Raw genomic sequence first — 24159 nt, 5'->3', positions numbered from 1 at the left:
GCCCATCCCAATAGCGAAGCTTTCGGAATCGGCTGAGTTAACAAGCGAGCAGATTTTACTAACTAACAGAAATGGCGGAGATAAAAGGTGAGAGTTAGCGCAGAAGAACTAGCCTCAGGCAAATTATTGCCGGAGACGATTGAACTGGCGGTTCAACTTATTAAAGTGAACGGGTACGTGTTGTTTGAAGAAGTGCTGCCCAGAGCGCAAGTGGACGAGTTATACGATAAGATCGGCCGCCTTCTGGACGGATTTATGGACAAGAACCATTTCGACGTAAACGAGGGATTCCATGACGGCACGAATCATATCGGTCTGCATTTGCCGTTCGAGCAGCCATTTTGCAACGAAAACATCATTGCCCATCCTTTCGTAACCGATGTCATCGACCAAATTTTGGGTTCGGACTGTCTATTGACTTACTTTGCCTCGAATACCTCTATGCCCGGCGGGACGAAGGCGCAGCATGTTCATGCCGACATGGGAGCAAGATTCGGTGACCGCTGTACGGTGAATTTGCCGATCACCCATCTTGTCGTCAACTATCCGCTTGTCGATGTAACGGAGCGGAACGGTCCTATGGAGGTATGGCCGGGGGGGACGCATTTGCACCCGGATAATTGGTACAGCCCGAAGGTGCTTGACAAATCCAGGCTTGCCGAGCATATGCTTTCCTTCAAAGCCACCATGCCGGCTGGTTCCATTATGATAAGAGATGACCGGATGTGGCATCGCGGCACGCCGAATCAATCGGATCATCCCAGACCGAACATTGCCCTGATTTATACGGCAGCGGAAAACGGACCGCAGCAGGGCAGCATTCAAATTCCGCAGGAGACCTACAATGGGTTCTCCGACAAAACGAAACAACTGGTCCGCAAAGAGAAAATTGGCTTTCCGGCAGCTCAGCCCTACTAAGCGAGCCCTCCTCACCTGACCGCACGGTCAGGTGTTTTTTTATACTGGCACGCTGTGAGCCGACCATAGTCACTGAGGCTCAACCGTCAGTTGAATCGACTTGTTCAAATGACTATTAAAGGAAGAACCAAACACCATCCCCTCCAAGTAGGATAATGTTGGCCAATCAGAAATTTGGTCCAACTGCTCTTAACGCAGTCACGCTGATTGATGCTTTCAAACGGCCCTCCGCGTCAAAAATCGGAGCACCGATGCATCGCCATGATTCTCAAGCTTCTCAATGAATAGTGCGATACATTGCATTAATGAATATATATATTGAAAAGTATCGAGTAACTAGGGGAAAATAGAGGAAAGTTAATCCGGGCACACACATTTGCGCGAATCCTATGGAGTCCGCCAGAAGGAGGATGAATATGGCAAGGAAACGAAAGGCCAAAAAATCCTTGATCAAGGAGTTAAAAGAAACCCTTTATTCTCTCACGAAGCCAAAGCGCATTTCCAAGAAAACCAAGAGTCGGAAAGCCGCCACAACAAAGAAGACAATTAAAACCAGGGCTGAAAGCACCCTGGAATTGCAAAAGAAATTGGAGCAGGATTTAACCCTGAAAATGACGCAGGGAATGCAAAAGATAAAGCGGGAAATGGAACAAGAACTCTTGGAAAAATTAACAAGCAAGAGGCCTGTAACGAATAGTGATGAAGAAGGTTCTTCCGAAATTAAGAAAACGAAAGTGCGAAAAGTCTCCAAAAGCGTGACTATAGGAAAGTCATCCACTAAAACTACAAAAGGAAAATTTAAGCTGAAAACGGATTGTACACTACTTAAATTACTTACATTATCTGATAGTTTAGGACGCAGAGTAGTAGTCGGTTACGAGGTTTTAGACAATAGCAGCCAGGAGATCTGGGGCATTGACATCCATGAGGGTGCCAAATTAGGCAGGTCTAAAAAGATTTTGAATACAAAAGTAAAGAGCCGTAAAGTTGGTCCGGATCGACAATACTATTTGGTACATATATCAGATGATGCTCTGTATTACTCTGAAGAGTACGCTAAAGCGATCCTGGAGCGTGGAAAATTGACAACCGCGAACTATACGCCTGAATTGGCAGACGCAATCAAGACCGCTCACGATTCAGGATATAAAAACAATAGTAAATTGCCTAAACTGGGTTAATGCCATGCCCTACAATTTTTGAGAGTTTTATTTGGAGATCTCAAGTGATTACTGAAAAGATAAATTTCTAATGATATAGAGGAATTAATGACAGGGGCACAGAAGAATAACATTTGAGAGAGTCAAAGCGAGTACATATTAGTTCAAAGTCCAGTTACTAACATTTATTTTCAGGTATTAGCCTATGTTTCCCGAATACCCTAGTGTGGACAGAGACTGGGGAAAATTGAACTGGAAAAGGATGGTATCCAACCATGGGATTGTATGGGAAATTGGAAATCCGGGATGTCAAAACGATTCTAACCGCTCCTGAGGGGATTAATCTGATCGTAGTGAAGATCGAGACGAACGAACCTGAATTATACGGATTGGGCTGCGCTACGTTTACCCAGCGGTATTTAGCTGTAGCTACGGCGATTGATGAATATTTGAAACCGTTTCTGATTGGAAAAGATCCCTCCCGCATAGAGGATATTTGGAGTACAGCGATGGTTAGCTCATATTGGCGCAACGGTCCCGTGCTCAACAACGCCATCTCGGGCATCGATATGGCTCTTTGGGATATTAAGGGGAAAATAGCGGGCATGCCGGTCTATGACCTGCTGGGAGGCAAATGCAGAGAGGCAGCCGCGGTTTACCGGCATGCAGACGGCACGAGCTTGCAGCAGGTTGAAGAGAACGTCATTCGGTTTAAAGAGCAGGGTTACAAATATATTCGCTGCCAATGGGGCGGATATGGCGGTAAGCAGCGGGCCATGCATACCCCCGAGGGGGCTATGGCAGGAGCTTATTATGATCCGGATGCTTATGCCCGCAGTGTGCCTGCTTTGTTCGAGCATATCCGTTACAAAATCGGGTTTGACGTGGAACTACTCCACGATATTCATGAACGGATCGCTCCGATCGAAGCCGTCCGATTAGCCAAGGAATTGGAGCCGCATCGTTTATTTTTCCTGGAAGACCCACTCGCTCCTGAGGATTTGGACTGGTTCCGTGCCATTCGTAATCAATCCTCTACTCCGATTGCGATGGGAGAATTATTCGTTCACCCACAGGAATGGATTCCATTGATTAAAAATCAATTGATTGACTTTATTCGCTGCCACATCAGCGCGATCGGTGGCATTACGCCTGCGCGCAAGCTGGCCGTGTTGTCCGAAGCGTTCGGCGTGCGCACCGCCTGGCACGGTCCCGGCGACGTCTCGCCTGTCGGCCATGCCGCTAACCTGCATCTGGATATGAGCTCGCTGAACTTCGGCATTCAGGAATGGTATGACCCCTCCGATATTATCCGGGAAGTATTCCCGGGTACGCCGGAAGTCCGCAACGGCTTTGCATACCTGAACGGTAAGCCGGGTCTAGGCATCGACATTAACGAGGAGCTCGCGAGCAAATATCCGACCGAGAACAAGCTGCCCGCTTGGACACTAGCGAGAAGGCCGGACGGCACATCTGCACGGCCTTAGAGTTTTAGACGATTTCAGTGTCTAATGATGTGGGGACAGTCTCCCTGGCTGTAATGTCGATAAAAACGATAATTTACTCCTAGATATAAGACATAATCCTTCGACATCCACTCCCTCTGAACCGGTAAACCTATCCAGTACGGCAAGTAGCAGTTGTACTTTCATGTGATCCTGTTCGAAACATACCGTTTAGCGGAATCCGGCTGGCGGTATCCATTAACGACAAGCTTTACGCCCGGGGCTAAATTGCATTCTGGCATTTTCTATTTATTGAGGGATAGGGCAGGGCTGGCTTCAGTGAAGAGATGACTGGTGCGAATTTCACGCTCTGAGGGGAGTTGAGCCGAACTCAGGGTTAGTCTTTGTAGATCGTCCACATAATACAGCATAATCTTATGTTGAAAAAGCTGTCGAGGAATTCTCGGCAGCTTTTTTGTCAAAACGGGAAGACCACATATGGAAAAAAACACCTTGTTTAGTTGCATACCAAACAGTCAAGCGTGCGGTTTTGGTGCCAAGATAACAAAGGCCGATATGCCAACGAAGTACAGTAATTCAACAGGGATTGTGATTCGATTAAACGTTGCGATAAACTTTTCAGACGGGTAGACACTGGGATCATCAACACCAGCCTAAAAACTACCCTAGTAAACAAGAGCTGAAAATTAATAAGCTGACTGACAGCTTTTATCAGGAGTTTATAAAATTAATTGACACGACACCTTATGGTGTCTTATAATAAAAGCGTCACCAAATAGTGTCCTATCAGAGAATCAACAAACAACTTAGGAGGGGGTGTTGTGAGCGAAAACAACCAGCTGCGGGATGTGTTTGACGCGATTGCAGACCCAACAAGACGCCAACTGATTCGTCTGTTGGCAGAAGCAGAGGAGATACCTCTTCATGAGTTGACGGCACAGTTTCAAATGGGCCGTACAGCGGTATCCAAACATTTGACAATCCTTAAAGAAGCGGGACTGGTCCTAGACCGAAAAGTCGGCAGAGAAACGCGATTCAGGCTGAACGCCTCTCCGCTCAGAGAAATTCAAGATTGGGTGGGCTTCTACGGCAAGTTCTGGAGTACGAATATGCTGCGCTTGAGCCAACTATTAGAGGAGGAAGAAGAATGAGTTTAGTCTTATCCTTGGATTTTCAGTACACGACATCGATCGAGAAACTCTGGTCCGCCATAACCGATTCAAGCAAGCTAGCCAGGTGGGTGGTTAACATCCACAATGGTCAGGCGATGGAAAATGATTTTGAGCCCGTCGTCGGACACCGTTTTCAGTTCCGCACGCAGCCGTCCGAATATTGGGATGGCATTATTGACGGAGAAGTGCTGATCGTGGACGCACCAAACCGGGTATCCTATACTTGGGCCAACGGAGGGGAGAAGCACACGGTTACCTGGACACTGCAGGATTTAGGGGACGGAAAGGTTAACCTTCATCTTGAACAAACCGGCTTCGCCAATGTACAAGGTCTCGAAGGCGCTAGGTATGGCTGGGGAAAATGGTGCGGCGAGCTTGAAAAGGTATTGGCCTGATTTGCCTTTGTGATTACTGTGATTGCAGCGACTCTGGTCGTCGTGCACCAGGCAGCATGAAGAAGAGCGGGTCAATGAAACTCGAGTCGCCATCAGAGCTGATAGACGCAAAATCGGGGAGCCGGGCGACTGAAGAAGTGAGACGCTCTCCCGGCTACGCGGGCTGATCAAGCAGGCGGCCCCTGAATACCACAGGTGAGTATGCAAATCTGTTATAGCAATATGTAGAGAGCTCCTATATGGAGGCCAAGATTCTGATCGTGGATGACGACCCATAACAAGTCGCGTAAATCGCGGCTTTTTTGTTTTATGAGACAAATTCCTGTCACTTATGGAATCAAGTTCTTGTCAATTGCCAAGGACAAGAGCTTGATCTCATTCCCGGCAAAGGTAGAAGGGAGCACGTCAGATTGAGGTCGAAATTTTGCCGCGATCAGCATCGGAACAACTTGGCTTAATATCCTATCGTCCACGATGCGCGAGTTTGCCTGTGATGTGAGATGTATATTTAAGGAAGATTGAAGTCATTATAGATGGTAGCGAATTGGGGTGCATATTCGGATCAAAGGAGCAGGAAAATGGGAAAACTTGATGGCAAAGTGGCATTAATTACAGGAGGCAATAGCGGAATTGGTTTGACAACCGCGAAATTGTTCATCGCAGAAGGCGCGAAGGTCGTGATTACGGGCCGGAATCAGACCACGTTAAACTCGGTGGCAGAGGAACTTGGCTCCAATGTCCTTGCGATTCAGGCGGATGCAGCCGATCCGGCAAGCATGGAGAATGCGGTGTCCGAAGCAGTCGCAGCCTTCGGCGGATTGGACATCGTATACGCGAATGCCGGCATTGCATCTTCTACACCTTTAGGAGGCACAGCGCTTTCGGTTTTCGAGGAAGTCCTTAAGGTTAACGTGACCGGCGTCTTCTTCACGGTACAAGCCGCTCTGCCCCATCTGAAGGAAGGGGCTTCGGTCATCTTGACCGGCTCAACGCGAGCAACGGACGGTGCGCCTGAAAGATCCGCCTACGCAGCGAGTAAAGGAGCCATCAGCAGCATGGCAAGAGTGTTCGTATCCGAGTTGTCACCGCTTGGCATCCGCGTAAACACGGTGGTGCCAGGGGCAACACGCACACCCATTTGGAAAAAATCGACCTCTGAAGAAACCGCGAAGCTGGAAGCCTCCCAAGCGCGCACGATTCCGCTTAACCGTATGGGCGATCCGGAGGAAATAGCCGATGCTGTCTTGTTTCTGGCTTCCGATGATTCCTCGTTCGTGCAGGGAGCGGAAATTACCGTTGATGGGGGAGCACGCTCAGCACCCTTAGGGGCTCCCATATACCGTCAATGATAAGAATGGTTATCTAATCCTTCTTTTCTAAGCGCTTTTTTTTGTTTGCTGGTTTGCATTTGACTCTTTCAATTACCCTGACTCCCGCGCCTCAGACTCATAACTATCAAGGCCAATGCTATGACTGTGAGGATAACCCCGAGCAGTCGAAAACCTCCAGCACTGAACTGCTCACCCATAACGATGCTTGTCAACAATGAAGATAAAATGGTACCCAGATATCTCGATGTATTGAATAGTCTGGATGCTACACCGATCATTTCTTTTGGAGAGCTTTTAAACAAAGCCGCCTGCATACCAACAGCGTTCATACCGTTGCTAATGCCAAATGCGGCTAACGCCAGGCTCACACTGATAATCGGCGAAGTTTGACTCAATGTAACGATCCACACAGAACCGAATGCCATCAGCAGTGCAGATACCAGCAAGGCTGGCCTTGGTCCTGATTTATCTATCCATCGTCCTGCGATTGGAGAAATAACGATCGAGCACAAGCCTAAGGTTAGCATGAGAATCCCTGTATCGAACTCGCTGGCATGACGAACCATTTGCAAGTAAGACGGAACCCCAAAAAAGACAGCGTAAAACAGCACATTGACAAGCATGAATTGCACATTGACCCAAATCATCGCAGGATATTTGGCGAATGTGCGCAAAGGAATGAAGGGTGATGTCGTTTTCAACTCATGTCGCACGAAAGCCCACAGTGCAGCAAGCCCTATCCCCCCGACAATGATATGCCATAATGAAACATGCCCAGATGATTTTGCTGAAAGCAATCCGATGAGCAGGGCGACCAGAGCCACTGTAAAAAGCAGGATCCCCAAGGCATCAATCAAATTAAACCATTTACGCAGGGACATGCCTCGTTCAGCGGATGTTGGTGTCTCATCCTTGGGAATCGCCCGCCAGGCTAACAAAAAGCTCGCCGCCACGAATGGGATATTGACAATAAAGATAACAGACCAGTCCCACCGCTGAATCAAGACCCCGCCAACAAAAGGACCGATTGCTGCCGCTCCGGATAGGAAAATCGACAAAATGGACAGCGCTGTCGCTTGTTTCTCCTTAATATGAATTCGTACAATAGCCATTCCAACCGCAACCATCATACTGGTTCCGATCGCCTGCACAATGCGGGACACGATAAGCCATGCAAAATTTGGCGATAAAGGAGCGAGTAAAGATGAAATGAAGGATACAACAAGACCGGCAAGAAATATCTTCTTGCGGCCGAATAAATCGCTTGCCTTTCCCATGACAGGCTGAGCGACAGCACTTGAAATGTAGAAGGTGAAAATAACCCAGGAAACAACGGTAAAATCAAGGTGGAACACATTTTGCAATTTGGGAATCGCAACAGAAATCATCGAAGAATTTAATGGGTTCAATAGTACCCCCAGTCCAACGGAAATCAACAACCATCTGCTGCGAACATTCATTTTTGGTCCCCCTAAGCTGTATTGATATCATCGTACTTGAATTCGAATATTTACTCAAACGCATTTTATGTTATGATTTTATTGACTCAGAGGAATGAATGGGGAGTGCAAAATTGGAACTTCTTCAATTGCAATATTTTCTCGCGGTAGCCCGACTGGAGCATGTGACCGAAGCTGCACGAAGTCTGCACGTTACTCAATCGTCGCTAAGCAAAACGATTCAACGCCTGGAGGAGGATCTGGGGGTTCCACTATTCGATCGAACAGGGAGGAAGCTGCGATTGAATGAGTTCGGAAGCAGATTCCTTCGCCGGGCGGAAAGGGCTCTGTTTGAATTGGAACAGGGGAAGCAGGAGATTAGCGATTTGTCCAGCCCGGAACATGGCACACTCGAGTTGGCGGTGACCACCGCAAGTCCGTTGCCGAATATCCTTCGAGAGTTTCGGAAAAGGCGGCCTAATGTCCTGTTTCATGTGCAAATGCTTAGCGCGCAGAATATGGTTACGCTTCTTCATAGAGGAGAGGTCGATTTTTGCCTGACTTCACCTCCTATACATGAGGATGATATTGAATGTCAAATCGTGTACATCGACCCAATCCTCGTAGCGGTTCCAAAAGGGCATCGACTGGCAAACCAAAGATGCGTATCCCTGACAGAGCTCAGAAATGAATGGTTTGTCGGTGTAAAGAAAGGCTATGGCGCTCGCGATTTCGTGGACTCCTTATGCCAATCGGTTGGATTTGAACCAAAGTATGTGTATGAGGGCGATGAACCTGCAAGGCTAAGCGCTCTTGTAGAAGCCGAAATTGGAATAGCCTTCATACCAAGCACGGCAAGGAATTCGCAGGAACATATCCATTATCTCCAAGTTGAGAATCACGAATTGGTACGGGAGATCGCTTTATTATGGAACAAGAGCCAGTACATTTCTCGGGCGGCTCTGGAATTCCGCGAGGTCGTTGTGGAATATTTTGAAGTGATGTCCCAAAAGACCATTTAATCCTGCCCCTGGAATATAATGAGAAGGACATAGCCCAAGCGAAGGCGCGGGAGCGGGAGCATCCTTTTTATTGAATGACGGGGGTAAAGCGGAGTAAATAAAATAAAGCATAAAGGAGATAGAGATATGACGGAATTCTGGGAATCCAGTTTTATCGAAAAACAAACGATGTGGGGATTTGAACCTACAGACTCCGCAATCGTGACGAAGGACTTTTTCCTTGAAAGGAATGTTAAGGACATACTGGTACCAGGTATTGGATATGGCAGAAATGCTAAGGTTTTTATTGACAATGGAATAAAAGTAACAGGTATTGAGATTTCAAAAACAGCGATTGATTTGGCGAGGCAAAACGGGCTTGATAGCAGTATTTTTCATGGTTCCGTAACTGATATGCCTTTTGATGACAAACTCTATGACGGTATATTTAGCTATGCACTTATTCATTTATTGAATAATCGTGAGAGAGAAAAGTTTATTAAAGATTGCTATAATCAGTTAAAGCCAAATGGATATATGATTTTTACAGCTGTTTCAAAAAAAGCCCCCATGTTTGGACAGGGCAAACAATTGGATAAAGACTATTTCGAAATCATGGAGGGCGTAAAAATGTTTTTTTATGATTCTGACTCCATAAAACAAGAATTTGAGAAATATGGACTTGTAGAGTTTTCAGAAATTGACGAGCCAAGCAAGGACATGAAGAATAAACCTCCAGTAAAATTTTTAATCGTAAAATGTAAGAAAGAACTATAAGAACATCAGTTTTTAAGAGCAGGCAGACATAGCGCCAAGATACTCGAGGAGTACTATTGTTAATGATCCTTCTATTAGTATCTCCGTAGATAAGCGAAAATAATTTTCGTGTTTACTATAAGCAATTAGTTGCAATTAGTTGAAAGAAGTATCTGCCGACGCAGTTCATAGTTGGTCAACAGAAAACACCTCCGGGTGTTTTTTTTCCTGAGCAAGCGCATATCCAAGCGATGAAATAAAAAGTTTTCTTATTTCTGGTTTTAAGGCTGCATTCGCTACATATATTTTAACAATGATGGGAATACGTGAATGTATAAACGCCTTGATCGACATGCCAACAGCCAAGTACCTGAAGCCGATACCTCAACCCGGGTATTGGCTTTTTTTAAATTCCAAGAATGTATAAGTTTCACACTTATTTGGGCTTAAAGGCAGGTGCCAGCATGTTGCCAATGGACGAAAGTACGGTGCTCGTTGACGGCGGAACGATGACGATTGAACAGGTGGTCCGGGTAGCCCGCTATAAGGAGCGGGTGCGAATTAGTCAAAGCTGCCTCGATCAAATGGCGATTAGCCGGGCGTACGTCGAGAAGCTGCTTCGTGAGAAGCGGGTGGTGTATGGGCTGACGACCGGTTTTGGCAAATTCAGCGATACTTATATTTCGGCCGAAGACACGAAGCGCATGCAGCTGAATCTCATTCGAAGCCATGCCTGCGGGATTGGACCGCCGCTGACGGAGGAAGCGGTAAGAGCGACCATGCTGCTGCGCGTAAATGCTTTATCGCTGGGCTATTCCGGCATCCGGCCGGGAGTTGTTCAACTGCTGGTTGATATGCTGAATGCCGGAGTGACGCCGGTCATCCCGGAGCAAGGCTCGCTTGGGGCAAGCGGGGACTTAGCGCCGTTGTCGCATCTGGCACTCGTGCTGGTTGGCGAAGGAGAAGCCTGCTTTCGCGGCGATCGGTTGCCCGGCAGCGAAGCGGTGGCCAAAGCCGGCTTACAGCCTATCGCGCTGGAGGCCAAGGAAGGTCTAGCGTTGATTAACGGGACGCAGGTGATGACGGGGATTGGAGCGCTTGCTTGCTATGATGCCGTCAATTTAGCCGGATGGGCGGATTGTGCGGCCGCGTTAACGGCTGAGGAGCTTCGCGGCATTCGCGATGCTTTCGAACCGCTTACCCACGCGCTTCGCCCGCATCCGGGGCAGGGACAATCCGCTGCGAATATCCGGCGTTTGACGCAGGGGAGCCGGTTGATGACGGATCAGGGAAAGCTGCGCGTGCAGGACGCTTATTCGATCCGCTGCGCTCCGCAGGTCCATGGCGCCAGCCGGGACGCGCTGCGATATATCCAAGAGAAGCTGGAAATCGAAATGAATGCGGCAACTGACAATCCGCTCATCTTCGCTGCTGAGAATCGTGTCATTTCCGGAGGCAATTTCCACGGTCAACCGATCGCCTTGGCGATGGATCATCTTGCCATCAGTGCTTCCGAGCTCGCCAGCATCTCGGAGCGACGTACCGAAAGACTCGTCAATCCGTCTTTGAATGAGAAGCTTCCTCCTTTCCTGGCGAAGGACGGGGGCGTCCAGTCCGGCTTTATGATCGCCCAATATACGGCGGCCGCGGTTGTGTCTGAGAATAAGTCGCTTGCGCATCCGGCCAGCGTAGACTCGATCCCCTCGTCGGGAAATCAGGAGGATCACGTCAGCATGGGGACGATCGCGGCCCGCAAAGCGAGTCAGATTGTGCTGAACGCCTATTCGGTGGTTGCTATCGAGCTTCTGTGCGCAGCACAGGCTGCCGATTTTCGCGGTCCGGAAAAACTGGGAAAGGGCACGAAATGGATGTATGACCGGTGCCGCGAGCATGTGAGCTTCATGGATGAAGACCGCGTATTGTCAGGCGATATTCGCGTCATGGCGGAATGGATGAGAAAGACGAATGTGCGGGAAGCCATCGCGTCGGTCGTCCCGATTGTATAAATAGGATTGGAGGTTTGACGCTATGAAGGAACGAGTCGTTCGCGCGCCGCGCGGCGCCGGGCTGAATACGAAGGGCTGGGTCCAGGAAGCGGCGCTGCGCATGCTGATGAACAATCTTGATCCGGAGGTGGCCGAATATCCGGGCAAACTGGTCGTGTACGGGGGAATTGGCAAAGCCGCGCGGAATTGGGAGAGCTTCGATGCCATCGTCGATACGCTGAAGCAGCTGGAGGACAACGAGACGATGCTGGTGCAATCCGGCAAGCCGGTCGCGGTCTTCCGGACCCACCGGGACGCGCCGCGTGTGCTGCTCGCCAACTCGAACCTGGTTCCGGCATGGGCGAACTGGGATACTTTTCACGAGCTGGACCGGAAGGGGCTTATGATGTACGGACAGATGACGGCAGGCAGCTGGATTTATATCGGCAGCCAGGGCATCGTTCAGGGTACTTATGAGACGTTCGCGGAATGCGCAAGGCAGCACTTCGGCGGCACTTTGAAAGGGACGATTACCGTAACGGCCGGCCTCGGCGGAATGGGAGGGGCGCAGCCGTTAGCCGTCACCATGAACGAAGGCGTGCTGATCGGGATCGACGTCGACAAGACACGAATCGAGAAGCGGATTCATTCGCGTTATTGCGATTGCATGCTGGAAAGCCTGGATGACGCGATCTCGCTTGCGGTCGAGGCCCGGAAGGAGGGGCGTGCGTTATCCATCGGTTTGGTCGGCAATGCGGCAGAGGTACTGCCGGAAATGCTCCGCCGCAGCTTCATTCCGGATATTATAACGGATCAAACCTCGGCCCACGATCCGCTGAACGGTTATCTGCCTCAGGGCTTATCGTTGGAGGAAGGCAGCAAGCAGCGCGCGGAAAATCCGGCGGCTTATGTCCGGAGGGCCAAAGAAAGCATGGCCGCGCATGTAATGGCGATGCTCGAGATGAAGCGGCTCGGCGCCATCGCCTTCGACTACGGCAATAATATTCGCCAGGTTGCTTACGATGAAGGCGTGGAAGACGCCTTTGCTTTTCCGGGCTTTGTCCCTGCTTACATCCGTCCGCAGTTTTGCGAGGGACGGGGTCCGTTCCGCTGGGCGGCGTTATCCGGCGATCCCGAGGACATCTACAAAACCGATGAAGTGATCTTAAAGACGTTCGCCCACCGTGAACATTTATGCAAATGGATCCGAATGGCGCAGGCCAAAATCGCCTTCCAGGGCCTGCCGTCCCGGATCTGCTGGCTCGGCTACGGCGAGCGGGCGTTGTTCGGCCGCATCATTAACGATATGGTCGCTTCCGGGGAGCTGTCGGCTCCGATCGTGATCGGGCGCGACCATCTTGACGCGGGCTCCGTCGCATCGCCGAACCGCGAAACAGAGGCGATGTGCGACGGCAGCGATGCGGTCGCGGATTGGCCGATTCTGAACGCGCTCCTCAATACGGCGGCCGGGGCAAGCTGGGTATCGCTGCATCACGGCGGCGGTGTAGGCATGGGTTATTCCATTCATGCCGGCATGGTGATCGTCGCGGACGGGACGAAGGAGGCGGAGGAGCGATTGGAGCGCGTCTTGACGACCGATCCGGGCATGGGCATCGTTCGCCATGCGGATGCCGGCTATGCTCTGGCGATCGATAACGCCAAGAAGATGGGGATTCGGATGCCGATGGCGGGCAGACAGGTGACCGGAAAGGAGTGACGCTACCCTATGCTTTATATCAAGAACGCGGCGCAAGTCGCAACCGTAAGCGGGGGCAGCCAGGCGCCGAAGACTGGAATAGAGATGGAGAAGCTGAACATCATTGAGAACGGCGGTGTCGTCGCGGATGGCGAACGCATCGTCTTCGTCGGAACCGACGAAGAGGCGGCGGAGTATGTTTTGCACCATGGGGGCGAAGACGTCAACGTTATTTGTGCGGAAGGAAAGACCGTCACCCCCGGTCTGATCGACCCGCATACGCATGTGGTGTTCGCCGGTTCCCGGGAGCATGAGCTGACGCTTCGCATCCGCGGCGCCGCCTATATGGAAATCCTACAAGCGGGCGGGGGCATTCTCAATTCAACGATCAAAACCCGCGCCGCATCGGAAGCGCAGTTAATCAGGGAGACCCGCAAGCGGCTTGACCGCTTCCTTGCCCACGGCGTTACGACGATCGAGGCGAAGAGCGGCTACGGACTGCGGCTTGCGGATGAATTGAAGCAGCTGCGGGCGGCCCGCTATCTTCATGGCGAGCATCCCGTCGATCTCGTCTCGACCTTCATGGGTGCCCATGCGGTTCCTCCCGAGTACAAGTCGGATCCGGACTTGTTCGTCAGAATCGTAACGGAAGAAATGATACCGGCTGTCGCAAAGGAAGGGCTGGCAGAGTACTGCGACGTCTTCTGCGAGGAGGGCGTGTTCACTCCCGGGCAATCGAGGACGATCCTGGAAGCCGGCCTGAAATGGGGGCTGAAGCCGAAAATTCATGCCGATGAGATCGTCCCTTACGGGGGCGCCGAGCTGGCTGCCGAGATAGGAGCCGTATCGGCCGAGCATCTGCTGCGGGCGTCGGACGCCGGCATTCGGGCAATGGCAGAGAAAGGCGTCATTGCGGTGCTACTGCCCGGTACGGCCTTCTTCCTCATGACGAAGCCGGCCAATGCCCGGAAAATGATCGAAGCGGGCGTGCCGGTCGCCTTGTCGACCGACCGGAATCCGGGCTCCAGCCCGACGGAATCGCTTCCCTTTATGATGAACCTGGCCTGCTTAACGATGCGGATGACGCCTGCCGAAGCGCTGACTGCCTGCACGATCAATGCGGCTCATGCGATCGGACGCGCAGACCGGATCGGCAGCATCGAGGCCGGAAAGCAGGCGGATCTGGTTATTTTCGATGCTTCGAATATCGAATACTTGCAGTACCATTATGCCGTTAATTTGACGGAGACGGTTATCAAGAAGGGTGTTCCCGTCATTGTGCAAGGCCAAAGGAATTACGTATGAAGCAGCTGACGATCAATGCGGCCAGATTGGAGAAAGCCATCCATGAACTGGGCCGAATCGGCTTGAATGGGCAGGGCGGCTTGGACCGGACGGCGTTTACGCCTGCGGATTTAGCGGCCCGGGATTGGGTAAAAGAGAAAGCGGCTGCTCTCGGCTTGGACGTTCGCGTTGACGAAGCGGCCAATATTTGGGCTGCCCGGCGAGGCAAGCGCAGCGAGCTTCCGGCTATAGCGTTCGGTTCCCACGTCGATACGGTGCCGAACGGAGGCAAGTACGACGGAGCGCTGGGTGTCTTGTTAGCTTTGGAGTTTATGCTTGTGCTGAAAGAGCAGGGCGTTTGGACCCGGCATCCGCTCGAGCTCGTTTCCTTCAGCGCGGAAGAACCGAATCCGTTCGGTCTATCGACATTCGGCAGCCGGACGGTAGCCGGCAAGCTGACAAGGCGGGACTTGGAAGGCGTCCGGGACGACACCGGCAGGCTTATTATCGATGCGCTGCGCCAAGCGGGCGGGAATGCGGAGCGTTACGGGCAGGCGCGCCGGAAGCCGGAAGAGCTCGCTGCTTTTCTCGAGGTGCATATCGAGCAGGGGAAGAGGCTGCTGAACCGCGGCATTCCGGTCGGCATTGTCACGGCAATCACGGGCATATACCGCGAGGAAGTGACCGTCCTTGGCGTGCCGAATCACGCGGGGACGACACTTATGCAGGAACGGACCGATGCTTTACTGGGAGCGGCCGAAGCGATGCTTGCGCTGGAGCGGGTATGTCTTGCACATCCATCGGACGAAATCGTAGGGACGGTCGGGAAGATCACGAACGAACCGAATGCGCCTAATATTATTCCGGGCAAGGTGCAGTTTCATATGGAGATCCGCGGGAAAACGAGAGCCGACATCCAGGAAGCAATCGATAAATGGGAGTTGCAGGCGGCACACATTAACTCTAGCAGAGGAGTGCGAATCGAGCGCCGCATGCTGCTCGACCAGCATCCGGTTGCCATGGATCCGCTCGTTGCCGGGACCTGCGCTTTGCAGGCGGAGAAGCTCGGATATCCGCATGCACCGCTTGGCAGCATGGCTGGACATGACGCGGCGCATATGGCGTCGCTTACCCGTTCGGGGATGCTCTTCGTCCCCAGTCTGGATGGGAAAAGCCATTGTCCGGAAGAGGCGAGCCGGATCGAAGATATCGGGAAGGTAGGCAACGTCCTTCTTCATTCCATTTTGGCGCTGGATGAGAAATTGGATGCTTAAGGAGGGTTAGCGTGAGCAAGCGGAAGCTGTATGCAGCGGATTATGTCTATGCAAAAGGAGCGTTTCAGAAGGATTTTGCACTCGTGGAGCAGAACGGCGTTATCATGGAGGTTGGACCTTCACCAGAGGTATCCGCTACATTTCCAGATGCCGAGCTTGTCCGCTGGGAAGGGAAAGCGATCGTGCCGGGCACGGTCAATGCGCATAATCATTCTTTTCAAAGCCTGCTGCGCGGCATCGCCATCGATAAACCTTTTCTGGAATGGAGGGATCAAGCGCTGTACCGGTACACGCCGCTGCTTGATGAAGAAGCGATCTATACGGGAGCACTGCTGGCTTTCGGGGAAATGATCAGGTACGGCGTCACGACAGTCAGCGACTTTTTCTATGTTCATAACGGCAGCACGGCCTTTGACGAGGCGGTTATTCAGGCTGCGAAGGACGTAGGTATCCGGCTTGTTTTTGCCCGGACAATGTACGATTGGAGCGGCGCGCCAGCGGCGTACAGGGAGACGGTGGAGGAAGCCGTGGAACGGACCCGTTCTCTTGCCGTCAAATACCAGGGAGACCCGATGGTTACGGTCCATCCGGCACCGCACAGTCCGCACGCGGCTTCGCCGGAAATGATTAAGGCCGGTCATCGTCTGGCGGTCGAGCTGGATACCCCTTTCCATATTCATGTCGCGGAAGAAATGTTCGAGGTTGAGGAGACGTTAAGGGATTACGGCCTTAGGCCGATTCATTATTTGGACTCGTTAGGCGTATTGGATGAACGGATGATCGCCATTCATTTGGTATGGCTGGATGATTCGGAGGTCGGGTTGATTGGCAGCCGCGGCAGCTCGCTGGCTTATTGTCCCTCCAGCAATATGTTTCTCGCAGACGGCGTCACCCGAATCCCTGACCTCTTGAAATCCGGCGTAAAAGTTTCCTTGGGGACGGATGGAGGGTGCAGCAACAACCGGATCAGCATGTTTGAAGAAATGCGGATGTGCGCTTTGCTGCAAAAGGTTTCCCGGTTGGATGGGACCTGCATCACCGCGAATGACGTGTTCCGGATGGGAACCGCGAGCGGCGCTGAGATGTTGAGGCTGCAGGCCGGTTCGATCGAACCCGGCAAAGCGGCGGACTTCACCGCGCTGAACATTCAGGATTTGTCGTTGGCGCCAAAACGCGAATTATTTGCGAATATGGTCTATGCCATGCAGCCGAATGCGATTGCCCATGTCGTCATCGACGGCAAACCCGTCTTCAGCAAAGACGGATTACTGACCGTAGCCGAGCAAGACATCAGTTCGCGGGTGAACCGGTTATTCGAGAAGTGGGGCGGCGCATGAATTATCTACTAACAATTTAATTCTATAATATGGTATTCTACTTACGAATCAAATCGGAACATGAAGCCGCCGAGCCGGTTATGGAGGATCCTATGGACATTACAGGCATACACGCTGATTGGAAAGTGGAAAAGATCGAATTCGCCAAATTAACGGGCGAACGTGCCAGAAGCGCAGGGGCCAATGGCAGAATCGGCATTCATGGCAAAAGCTGCACAGTGGACATCGCCAGAATTACGATCGATGGACAAACGGGTTACGGCAGCTCGATTCATATGAAGCCGGACTGGGCCGAAGAGATAATAGGCCGCCGATTGCTTGACTTATTCGACGACCGGGGCAGACTGCGCGAAGCGTATCGTTTGCAATTGGAATATCCAATTCTCGATTGGTTAGGACAAAGACAAGGCAAACCAGTTTATGACCTGGTGTCGGGTGCCCGCTTGGAAAGGGGAGTCCCATTGGTTGTCCCCTGCTACGATACCTCTCTGTACTTCGATGATTTGCATCTGTCCGATGATAGAGCCGCGGTCGCGTTGATGCAAGAAGAAGCGAAACAAGGATATGCGAAGGGCCATCGCCATTTTAAGATTAAAGTTGGCCGAGGCGGACGCCATATGCCGCTCCGGGAAGGGACGAAACGAGATATCGCGATCGTACAGGGGATCTCGGAAGTGGCGGGTCCCACAGGCAAAATTATGATCGATGCGAATAATGCCTATAATTTGAACTTAACCAAAGAGGTCTTGGCGGCTTTGGCGGATGTGAATCTGTATTGGCTGGAAGAAGCGTTCCATGAGGATGAAGCCTTGTATGAGGACCTGAAGGAATGGCTCCGGCAACGTGGGCAGAATGTACTGATCGCGGATGGGGAAGGGCTTGCTTCACCGCATCTTGTTGAGTGGGCGACCCGCGGCCGTGTCGATGTGCTGCAGTACGATATCATCTGGCCCGGCTTCACGCATTGGCTGGAATTAGGCGAGAAGCTGGATGCGCATGGTTTGCGGTCTGCGCCTCATTGTTACGGCAATGCTTACGGCATTTAAGCATCGGGACATTTGTCAGCCGCCGTGCGCAACTTCGAATTTGTGGAATACGACGACATTGCTATTGAAGGAATGGATGTATCTGCGTATCGAATCGAAAGCGGAGAGATTCATATTCCGGCCACGCCGGGTTTTGGAATCGTCTTCGACGATGAACTTGTAACAAACCTTGTAAAGCGATCGGGCTGGTCCCTGACAAGCCGACAGTAAGCCATAGAATAAAGTGATATTGGAGTACGGATTTCCATTTATATGCGGATAAGCGCTGCTGCGATGCTAAAGCGCTTTTGCTGTGGTCAAGTGCAGCGGGGAGCGCTTATTAGGTGACAGGTGGCACGCATATTATCTCATTATTGGCCGCGTAAACTGCGGCCTTTTTTTGCGTTGTGGGATAAAGTTCTTGTCAAATTTGTATGACAATACCCATATCCCATTCCCGATTTTGACAAGTTGGTTAAATCTCATCTCAAGAAGAATTTTCGGGTTAATCCTCAAATGGAATAAAATGTTCGATCATCGACCATAAGGCATTAGGAAGCAGCAGCAGCGAACGTTTTTAACTTGAAAAAGTGCCCTCTTATGGACCGAGCCGGCCATTACGTACCTCCATTCAAAGCCCGATTCCGTTCGTGCTCCACCGACAGCTAGCTGGCTGCAATAAAGATCAACCAGTAAGTTCTGGTTAATCTCCTAAAAAGAACGGGCAGCTGTCTTTTACGGAGGTGTCCATGTCTTATTTTTCATGTTGACAGATTAGTATTATACTATATTATTAGAATTAATAATTTTAGAATAACTAATTATAGTGTAAATTATTAGAGGAGCGAGTGCATGCCAAACTTATTCGCGTGCTGAGGAAAATCGGGTATGGTATCAAGAATCGTGAAAGCCATGCTAAAAATGATGGGTCGGATTTTTAGTGAAATAAGGATTTTATTTTAACTTTATATTTAGGGGGATTTGAAAATGGAAATAGGTATAGATACGTTTGTCGAAACAACTCCGGATGTTCAAATGGGCGAGACAATTAGTCATGCGCAGCGCTTGCGTGAGGTTGTGGAAGAAATTGTCCTTGCCGATCAGGTTGGGTTGGATGTATTTGGGGTCGGCGAGCATCATCGTAAGGAATTTGCGGATTCCGCTACTGCTGTTGTGCTGGCGGCAGCGGCGCCCATGACTAAAAGGATACGCTTAACCAGTTCTGTTTCGGTGCTCTCTGCTGCTGATCCAGTACGTTTGTTTCAGCAATTTGCCACGCTCGATGGTATTTCAAATGGACGTGCCGAGATTATCGCGGGTCGAGGCTCTATGGTCGATGCGTTCCCATTGTTTGGTTATGATTTAAATGACTATGAAGAGCTTTTTGAGGAAAAATTGGAACTATTATTAAAATTAAGGGACTCGGAGAAGGTGACCTGGAAAGGAGGGCATCGACCTGCCTTTACGAATCTTGGCGTGTATCCGCGGCCGGTTCAGAACCCGTTACCAGTATGGCTCGGCAGTGGGGGTAATCCAGAATCGGTAATACGGGCAGGGGTACTTGGACTGCCGCTGGTTTTGGCGATTATTGGCGGAAACCCCTTGCAATTTGCTCCGCTCGTGCCGCTCTATAAGAACGCTGCTGCCCGTGCAGGACATGATGCAGCGAAATTAAAAATAGCTGTACACTCACTCGGATTCATTGCAGAGAGTACCTCGCTTGCGGTCGAGAAGTATTTCCCTCCTACTCAGGCATCGTTTAACCATTTTGGAAAAGAGCGCGGTTGGGGACAATACAGCCGTTCAAACTTTGATGCCTCACGCAGCTTAGAAGGCGCACTCTACGTAGGCGATCCCGAAACGGTGGCCAACAAAATTATTCACATGAGCAAACATTTAGGCTTCACACGATTTTTCCTGCATTTACCCATTGGCACCATGCCGCATGAGGATGTTATGAAAGCCATTGAACTATTGGGAACGCAAGTCGCACCGCAAGTTCGGGAAGAGATCGCAAGATGGTCGCAGTTGAAATGGGCTCCAAATATCGCTTCGAAGTTTGTTATAACATATCGGGAACGAATGGTAAAGAAAGATTCGTTCTCGTATAGGTTGTGAATTACCGGTAAACTTAACGTTACGATAAACGGTTGGTCTAACCGGAAAGTATAACCCATTGCTATTTTTTCCTCGCGTCAACTCCCTTATGCGTTTTTAACTAGCCCTGTGATAACGTTCAATTTTCAAATGTTAAAAAACCATCGCCAAGCATTGGCGATGGTTTTTTACAGTGATTTCGTTGAAGGAGAGGTAAGGCATGAGATATGTTTATTTCAATTATGACTTCAAGTTTATTTAAGTGACGCGGGTTGTAAGAAATTGACCTATTAATAGGTGAAAACGAGACTTCCATAAAATTCCACAACCTCGGATTATAAATTTTATGTTATATAAGTTGACAGATTTAGAATGAATAATTAATATGAGAACGATCGATTCTAATATACCTGCGCAGGTACTTGGAATTAATTTCCAATAAAGAGGAGCAAAGAATGATGATTAGTAACCAAAGCAAAGCCGGTATGATGCATCGGAATCCCAACAAAGAAAATACATTCCTATTCTTACAGACATTAATTCAATATTGGTAAGTGGTGAGGACACAAACGGGGAGTTTTGTGTCGTGCATTGTTCGGTCAATGAAAATGATGGTCCGCCACTCCATATCCATAGAGATGAAGACGAATCTTTTTACGTGTTGGATGGAGAATTAGTAATGACACTTGGCAATGAAACTCTTCTGGTTAAAAGTGGAGATTATGTCTTCGCTCCTCGCGGCATTCCACATACCTTTAAGGTAAGGTCAAAAAAAGCTAATTTCCTCCCGAGATTTATAAGGGCAAGCAGGCGAACCCTGATGTCTACGTCGCGCCTCAGTTGACTTACGGAGAGGACCATCCAGGATCAGCCATTCCGGCCATCCGGTTGGGTGTCACAATCACAGAATAAGAGGCTCCCGACAATAATAATAAACTGCCGGCCTGGCAAGAATAGTGACCGATCAAACTCCGCTTCAGCGTTGGATATCCCCATGATTCGAAGGCGCTTTTCTTTTTTCAACGACAAAATTAATCCATCTACAGGAATGCTAACGGAGGATGAAGAAATTGGCGAGCTATAATGAAGCTATTCGCGATAACATGATTCTGGCTTTTGAACATCTGAGCAATAATAATCCGCTCATGAAATTTGAACGCACTCTGACAGCCTGCCGGGTCGAAACTGATATTCCGTATCCGATTTTCAACCGCGTATTCGATTACCAGGCTTCCAAAGAGTTTGACGTTGCTGCGGATGTGAAAGCCATCGCTGCTTCGTACCACAAGCGTGGAATGAAGTGCGGCTGGCACATCTATTCCCATGATCGGGATGAAGCCGTAATCGAAGCGCTGCATGCGAACGCGTTTGTCAACGTGGGCAGTATGTCCGGGATGTCGCTTTCCCTTGAAGGCCAGGCGATCAAGAATGCCGAAGTACCGGGACTGCAAATTCGCACCATTCATACGGATGAGGAACTCGAGATATTCAAACGGGTCTTTATTGCCGAGTATCGGCTTCCGGATGAAGTGGCAGAGGCCGCTACTCAGATTTTCGCCTATGACCAGGAACGGAAATCGACCCGCTATTACCTTGGCTATTTAAACGACATGCCCGTCAGTACCTTAATGACCTTCAGTCAAGGAGACGTTACGGGGATATACACGGTTGCGACTCTTCAAGAATTCCGCTCAAGAGGCATCGGCGGAGCAATCGTGGCCCATGCCTTACGCGATATACATGCCTCAGGAGCAAAGCAGGCGATTCTGCAGGCAAGCTCCATGGGTCAAAGCATTTACCGCAAGCTCGGATTTGAAGAAGAAATCATGATTGACGTTTATTCCGGGTAATTTAACGCTTGATTCAGGTCGATTTGCCCGTATTGGCTATAATGACCGGGATAAAGCCAGCACAATAAAAACAGCGGAGATCCTAGGCTTTGGCATTCAAAGTCCTGGACCTCCGCTGTTTCGTTATTTGGATAAGTTTAACTATCGGACAGTATGAACCGGAAGTTCTTGTCATTTATAACAGCAAGTTCTTATCACACAATAACATTATCCGGAAATTCAAAAAAAATCATAGATCACATCTATCGTTTTGATAGAAAAAATGATATTGATCTATAATTTTTAATCTAATACAATGAGGCATCAGATGAAAGTTGAGCTAATCGAAAGGAGTACCATAAAGGACCATTTGCTCATTGCGGCATATGGGAGAGGGCATAAAATCGAATCGGAAGATGGATACTAAGATTCATAGATGCGCATCAATTTATTAAGGTATAAAGCATGACGAATCAGCCTTGGTTTGGTTATTGGCCGAACTGGGGCTGACTTATTCTCCAAAGACTTCACAATTTCCGTATGATGTTGGCACGACAACATAGCACGAATGCACTCTGCATTCGATAAACAATAATTTGTATAGAAAGTGGTGATTATCCATGCAAACCATGGCTGCCATGCAGAAACAAAAAAGTTCTGTTCAATTCTTACCCGTCAATCTGTTCGCGTCGGTTATGGGAATTTCAAGTCTGTCATTGGCTTGGAGACAAGCAAACAAGCTATTCGGCACTTCCCCCGTTATCGCTGATATCATTGGAATTGTCGCTGTTCTGGTCTTTGTCGCGTTAAGCATAGGTTATATTTCAAAATGGATTCTTTATCCTCAGCAAGTCAAAGATGAATTTACGCATCCGGTTTTAGGGAATTTTTTCGGTACGATCACGATTTCCATTCTATTGCTTTCCTCCGTGATAGGCGCCTACAGTCAGATATCGGGGCAAGTGATCTGGATCATCGGAATTGTACCCACATTAGCGCTTAGTTTTGTCGTCGTTACACGCTTGTTGAACGGCAATCTCGAGCCAGGCAACGCGGTTCCGGCCTTGTTGATTCCTGTGGTAGGGACCATTAATATCGCTGTTACCGGCGGGACAATGCCGTTCCCATGGGCGCATGAAATTAACTTGTTGTCCCTGGCGATCGGAGGAATTGTTGCTTTAGTTTTCCTTTCCTTGATCTTATCCAGATTGATTCATCAAGCTCCACTGCCAGCAGGATCAACGCCCTCCATGATGATTATGATTGCGCCGTTTGAGGTTGGTTTTCTTGGCTATACGAACTTCGAGCAGCGGATTGATCCGTTCGCCTCCATCTTGTATTACTTTGGTCTGTTCCTGTTCATTGTCCTATTCTTCAAAGTATTTAAAAAATCCATCCCGTTTGGCGCTTCCTGGTGGGCCGTAGGCTTTCCAATGGCTGCTCTCAGCAATGCCGCTTTAAAATATGCGATGTTTGTGCATTCCTGGCTGTTAATCGCCATTTCCGCGGTCGTTCTGGCTTTGTTAAGCATCGTTTTGGTCGTTCTCTTTATTCGAACAATAAACATGCTGTTTAAAGGGAGTCTGCTTAAAGGATAATCATTTAATCATTTAACGATCTTAACAAAAAAATGATAAGCAAGGACTGCTCTCTGCAGGAGTAGTAATTATAATATTAACATTTGTGTTAATTAGATTCACTTTTTAAAAAATGGTGGAGGCTGGAAAGCCCCAAATAAAGATATATAAGCTAACGGATCACGATAGTGGAGGAGCTTGCTTCGGGCAGCTCCTCTTTACCTTTCCCCATAGAGGGAGGATAGCTTATTTCGGGAGGTTCCCTGGTGTCCCAGACGGCATTGAATTTCCCCAATTTAGTAAGTATTAGACTGGTGACCGGTCCTTGAACGGGTAGGATATTTTTTTGAAAATGGATATTGACTTTCCTTACCTAACTAAGTTAAACTAACTTTGTTAGGTAAGGAAAACTAATAA

The 24159-nt window shown here is 49.5% G+C and carries 19 protein-coding genes; 18 read left to right on the top strand and 1 reads right to left on the bottom strand.

What is annotated here, in order from left to right:
* The first annotated feature begins 87 nt into the window (after positions 1 to 87).
* The 6 genes from AC0YOB_RS06790 (at position 88) to AC0YOB_RS06765 (ending at position 6460) form a co-directional block, all read left to right on the top strand.
* Complete coding sequence (locus tag AC0YOB_RS06790) at positions 88 to 918, top strand: phytanoyl-CoA dioxygenase family protein (protein ID WP_475792118.1); 831 nt, start codon at positions 88 to 90, stop codon at positions 916 to 918.
* Between the two features lie 416 nt (positions 919 to 1334).
* A complete protein-coding gene (locus tag AC0YOB_RS06785; protein WP_475792117.1) occupies positions 1335 to 2099 on the top strand; it encodes a hypothetical protein in 765 nt (254 codons plus the stop codon).
* Positions 2100 to 2353: 254 nt separating this feature from the next.
* Entirely contained in the window at positions 2354 to 3565 is a 1212-nt protein-coding gene (locus AC0YOB_RS06780) for an enolase C-terminal domain-like protein (protein ID WP_475770753.1), read from the top strand.
* An 800-nt stretch (positions 3566 to 4365) separates the two neighbouring features.
* Positions 4366 to 4695: an ArsR/SmtB family transcription factor gene (locus AC0YOB_RS06775; protein WP_475792116.1), complete on the top strand. Its 330-nt coding sequence runs from the start codon at positions 4366 to 4368 to the stop codon at positions 4693 to 4695.
* Positions 4692 to 5111, top strand: a complete 420-nt coding sequence (locus tag AC0YOB_RS06770; protein ID WP_475792115.1) for an SRPBCC family protein — start codon at positions 4692 to 4694, stop codon at positions 5109 to 5111. Before AC0YOB_RS06775 ends, AC0YOB_RS06770 begins: the two co-directional genes overlap by 4 nt.
* A gap of 578 nt (positions 5112 to 5689) precedes the next feature.
* The gene (locus AC0YOB_RS06765) at positions 5690 to 6460 is read left to right on the top strand and encodes an SDR family NAD(P)-dependent oxidoreductase (protein ID WP_475792114.1); all 771 of its coding nucleotides are present in this window, start codon (positions 5690 to 5692) and stop codon (positions 6458 to 6460) included.
* A gap of 68 nt (positions 6461 to 6528) precedes the next feature.
* Here AC0YOB_RS06765 and AC0YOB_RS06760 read toward each other — a convergent pair whose 3' ends face one another.
* On the bottom strand, positions 6529 to 7902 hold the full coding sequence (locus AC0YOB_RS06760; protein ID WP_475792113.1) for an MFS transporter: 1374 nt from the start codon (positions 7900 to 7902) through the stop codon (positions 6529 to 6531).
* 113 nt (positions 7903 to 8015) lie between these two features.
* Between AC0YOB_RS06760 and AC0YOB_RS06755 the strand changes: the two genes are divergently transcribed.
* The 12 genes from AC0YOB_RS06755 (at position 8016) to AC0YOB_RS06700 (ending at position 23763) form a co-directional block, all read left to right on the top strand.
* Complete coding sequence (locus tag AC0YOB_RS06755; RefSeq protein WP_475792112.1) at positions 8016 to 8903, top strand: LysR family transcriptional regulator; 888 nt, start codon at positions 8016 to 8018, stop codon at positions 8901 to 8903.
* Between the two features lie 126 nt (positions 8904 to 9029).
* The gene (locus AC0YOB_RS06750; protein ID WP_475792111.1) at positions 9030 to 9659 is read left to right on the top strand and encodes a class I SAM-dependent methyltransferase; all 630 of its coding nucleotides are present in this window, start codon (positions 9030 to 9032) and stop codon (positions 9657 to 9659) included.
* A gap of 443 nt (positions 9660 to 10102) precedes the next feature.
* Complete coding sequence (gene hutH, locus AC0YOB_RS06745; RefSeq protein WP_475792110.1) at positions 10103 to 11644, top strand: histidine ammonia-lyase; 1542 nt, start codon at positions 10103 to 10105, stop codon at positions 11642 to 11644.
* 22 nt (positions 11645 to 11666) lie between these two features.
* The gene (hutU, locus tag AC0YOB_RS06740) at positions 11667 to 13340 is read left to right on the top strand and encodes a urocanate hydratase (protein WP_475792109.1); all 1674 of its coding nucleotides are present in this window, start codon (positions 11667 to 11669) and stop codon (positions 13338 to 13340) included.
* Positions 13341 to 13349: 9 nt separating this feature from the next.
* Positions 13350 to 14624: an imidazolonepropionase gene (hutI, locus tag AC0YOB_RS06735; protein ID WP_475792108.1), complete on the top strand. Its 1275-nt coding sequence runs from the start codon at positions 13350 to 13352 to the stop codon at positions 14622 to 14624.
* Positions 14621 to 15877, top strand: a complete 1257-nt coding sequence (locus AC0YOB_RS06730; RefSeq protein ID WP_475792107.1) for an allantoate amidohydrolase — start codon at positions 14621 to 14623, stop codon at positions 15875 to 15877. Before hutI ends, AC0YOB_RS06730 begins: the two co-directional genes overlap by 4 nt.
* Before the next feature lie 11 nt (positions 15878 to 15888).
* Positions 15889 to 17214: an amidohydrolase family protein gene (locus tag AC0YOB_RS06725; protein WP_475792106.1), complete on the top strand. Its 1326-nt coding sequence runs from the start codon at positions 15889 to 15891 to the stop codon at positions 17212 to 17214.
* 92 nt (positions 17215 to 17306) lie between these two features.
* Positions 17307 to 18260, top strand: a complete 954-nt coding sequence (locus AC0YOB_RS06720; protein WP_475792105.1) for an enolase C-terminal domain-like protein — start codon at positions 17307 to 17309, stop codon at positions 18258 to 18260.
* A gap of 966 nt (positions 18261 to 19226) precedes the next feature.
* Complete coding sequence (locus AC0YOB_RS06715; RefSeq protein WP_475792104.1) at positions 19227 to 20357, top strand: Atu2307/SP_0267 family LLM class monooxygenase; 1131 nt, start codon at positions 19227 to 19229, stop codon at positions 20355 to 20357.
* A gap of 565 nt (positions 20358 to 20922) precedes the next feature.
* Complete coding sequence (locus AC0YOB_RS06710) at positions 20923 to 21180, top strand: cupin domain-containing protein (protein ID WP_475792103.1); 258 nt, start codon at positions 20923 to 20925, stop codon at positions 21178 to 21180.
* 217 nt (positions 21181 to 21397) lie between these two features.
* Positions 21398 to 22186 (top strand): GNAT family N-acetyltransferase, encoded by a 789-nt coding sequence (locus AC0YOB_RS06705; RefSeq protein ID WP_475792102.1) that lies wholly within the window; start codon positions 21398 to 21400, stop codon positions 22184 to 22186.
* 599 nt (positions 22187 to 22785) lie between these two features.
* The gene (locus AC0YOB_RS06700; RefSeq protein ID WP_475792101.1) at positions 22786 to 23763 is read left to right on the top strand and encodes an SLAC1 anion channel family protein; all 978 of its coding nucleotides are present in this window, start codon (positions 22786 to 22788) and stop codon (positions 23761 to 23763) included.
* Positions 23764 to 24159 lie beyond the last annotated feature (396 nt).

The organism is Paenibacillus sp. JT31N17, from assembly GCF_056269255.1.
This window is presented reverse-complemented; position numbering and strand designations above follow the sequence as displayed.

Coding starts and splice junctions, on each gene's coding strand:
- AC0YOB_RS06785 (WP_475792117.1), top strand. CDS start 1,335: ATGGCAAGGAAACGAAAGGCCAAAAAATCCTTGATCAAGGAGTTAAAA.
- AC0YOB_RS06780 (WP_475770753.1), top strand. CDS start 2,354: ATGGGATTGTATGGGAAATTGGAAATCCGGGATGTCAAAACGATTCTA.
- AC0YOB_RS06770 (WP_475792115.1), top strand. CDS start 4,692: ATGAGTTTAGTCTTATCCTTGGATTTTCAGTACACGACATCGATCGAG.
- AC0YOB_RS06765 (WP_475792114.1), top strand. CDS start 5,690: ATGGGAAAACTTGATGGCAAAGTGGCATTAATTACAGGAGGCAATAGC.
- AC0YOB_RS06760 (WP_475792113.1), bottom strand. CDS start 7,902: ATGAATGTTCGCAGCAGATGGTTGTTGATTTCCGTTGGACTGGGGGTA.
- AC0YOB_RS06750 (WP_475792111.1), top strand. CDS start 9,030: ATGACGGAATTCTGGGAATCCAGTTTTATCGAAAAACAAACGATGTGG.
- hutH (WP_475792110.1), top strand. CDS start 10,103: ATGTTGCCAATGGACGAAAGTACGGTGCTCGTTGACGGCGGAACGATG.
- hutU (WP_475792109.1), top strand. CDS start 11,667: ATGAAGGAACGAGTCGTTCGCGCGCCGCGCGGCGCCGGGCTGAATACG.
- hutI (WP_475792108.1), top strand. CDS start 13,350: ATGCTTTATATCAAGAACGCGGCGCAAGTCGCAACCGTAAGCGGGGGC.
- AC0YOB_RS06730 (WP_475792107.1), top strand. CDS start 14,621: ATGAAGCAGCTGACGATCAATGCGGCCAGATTGGAGAAAGCCATCCAT.
- AC0YOB_RS06720 (WP_475792105.1), top strand. CDS start 17,307: ATGGACATTACAGGCATACACGCTGATTGGAAAGTGGAAAAGATCGAA.
- AC0YOB_RS06715 (WP_475792104.1), top strand. CDS start 19,227: ATGGAAATAGGTATAGATACGTTTGTCGAAACAACTCCGGATGTTCAA.
- AC0YOB_RS06705 (WP_475792102.1), top strand. CDS start 21,398: ATGAAGAAATTGGCGAGCTATAATGAAGCTATTCGCGATAACATGATT.
- AC0YOB_RS06700 (WP_475792101.1), top strand. CDS start 22,786: ATGCAAACCATGGCTGCCATGCAGAAACAAAAAAGTTCTGTTCAATTC.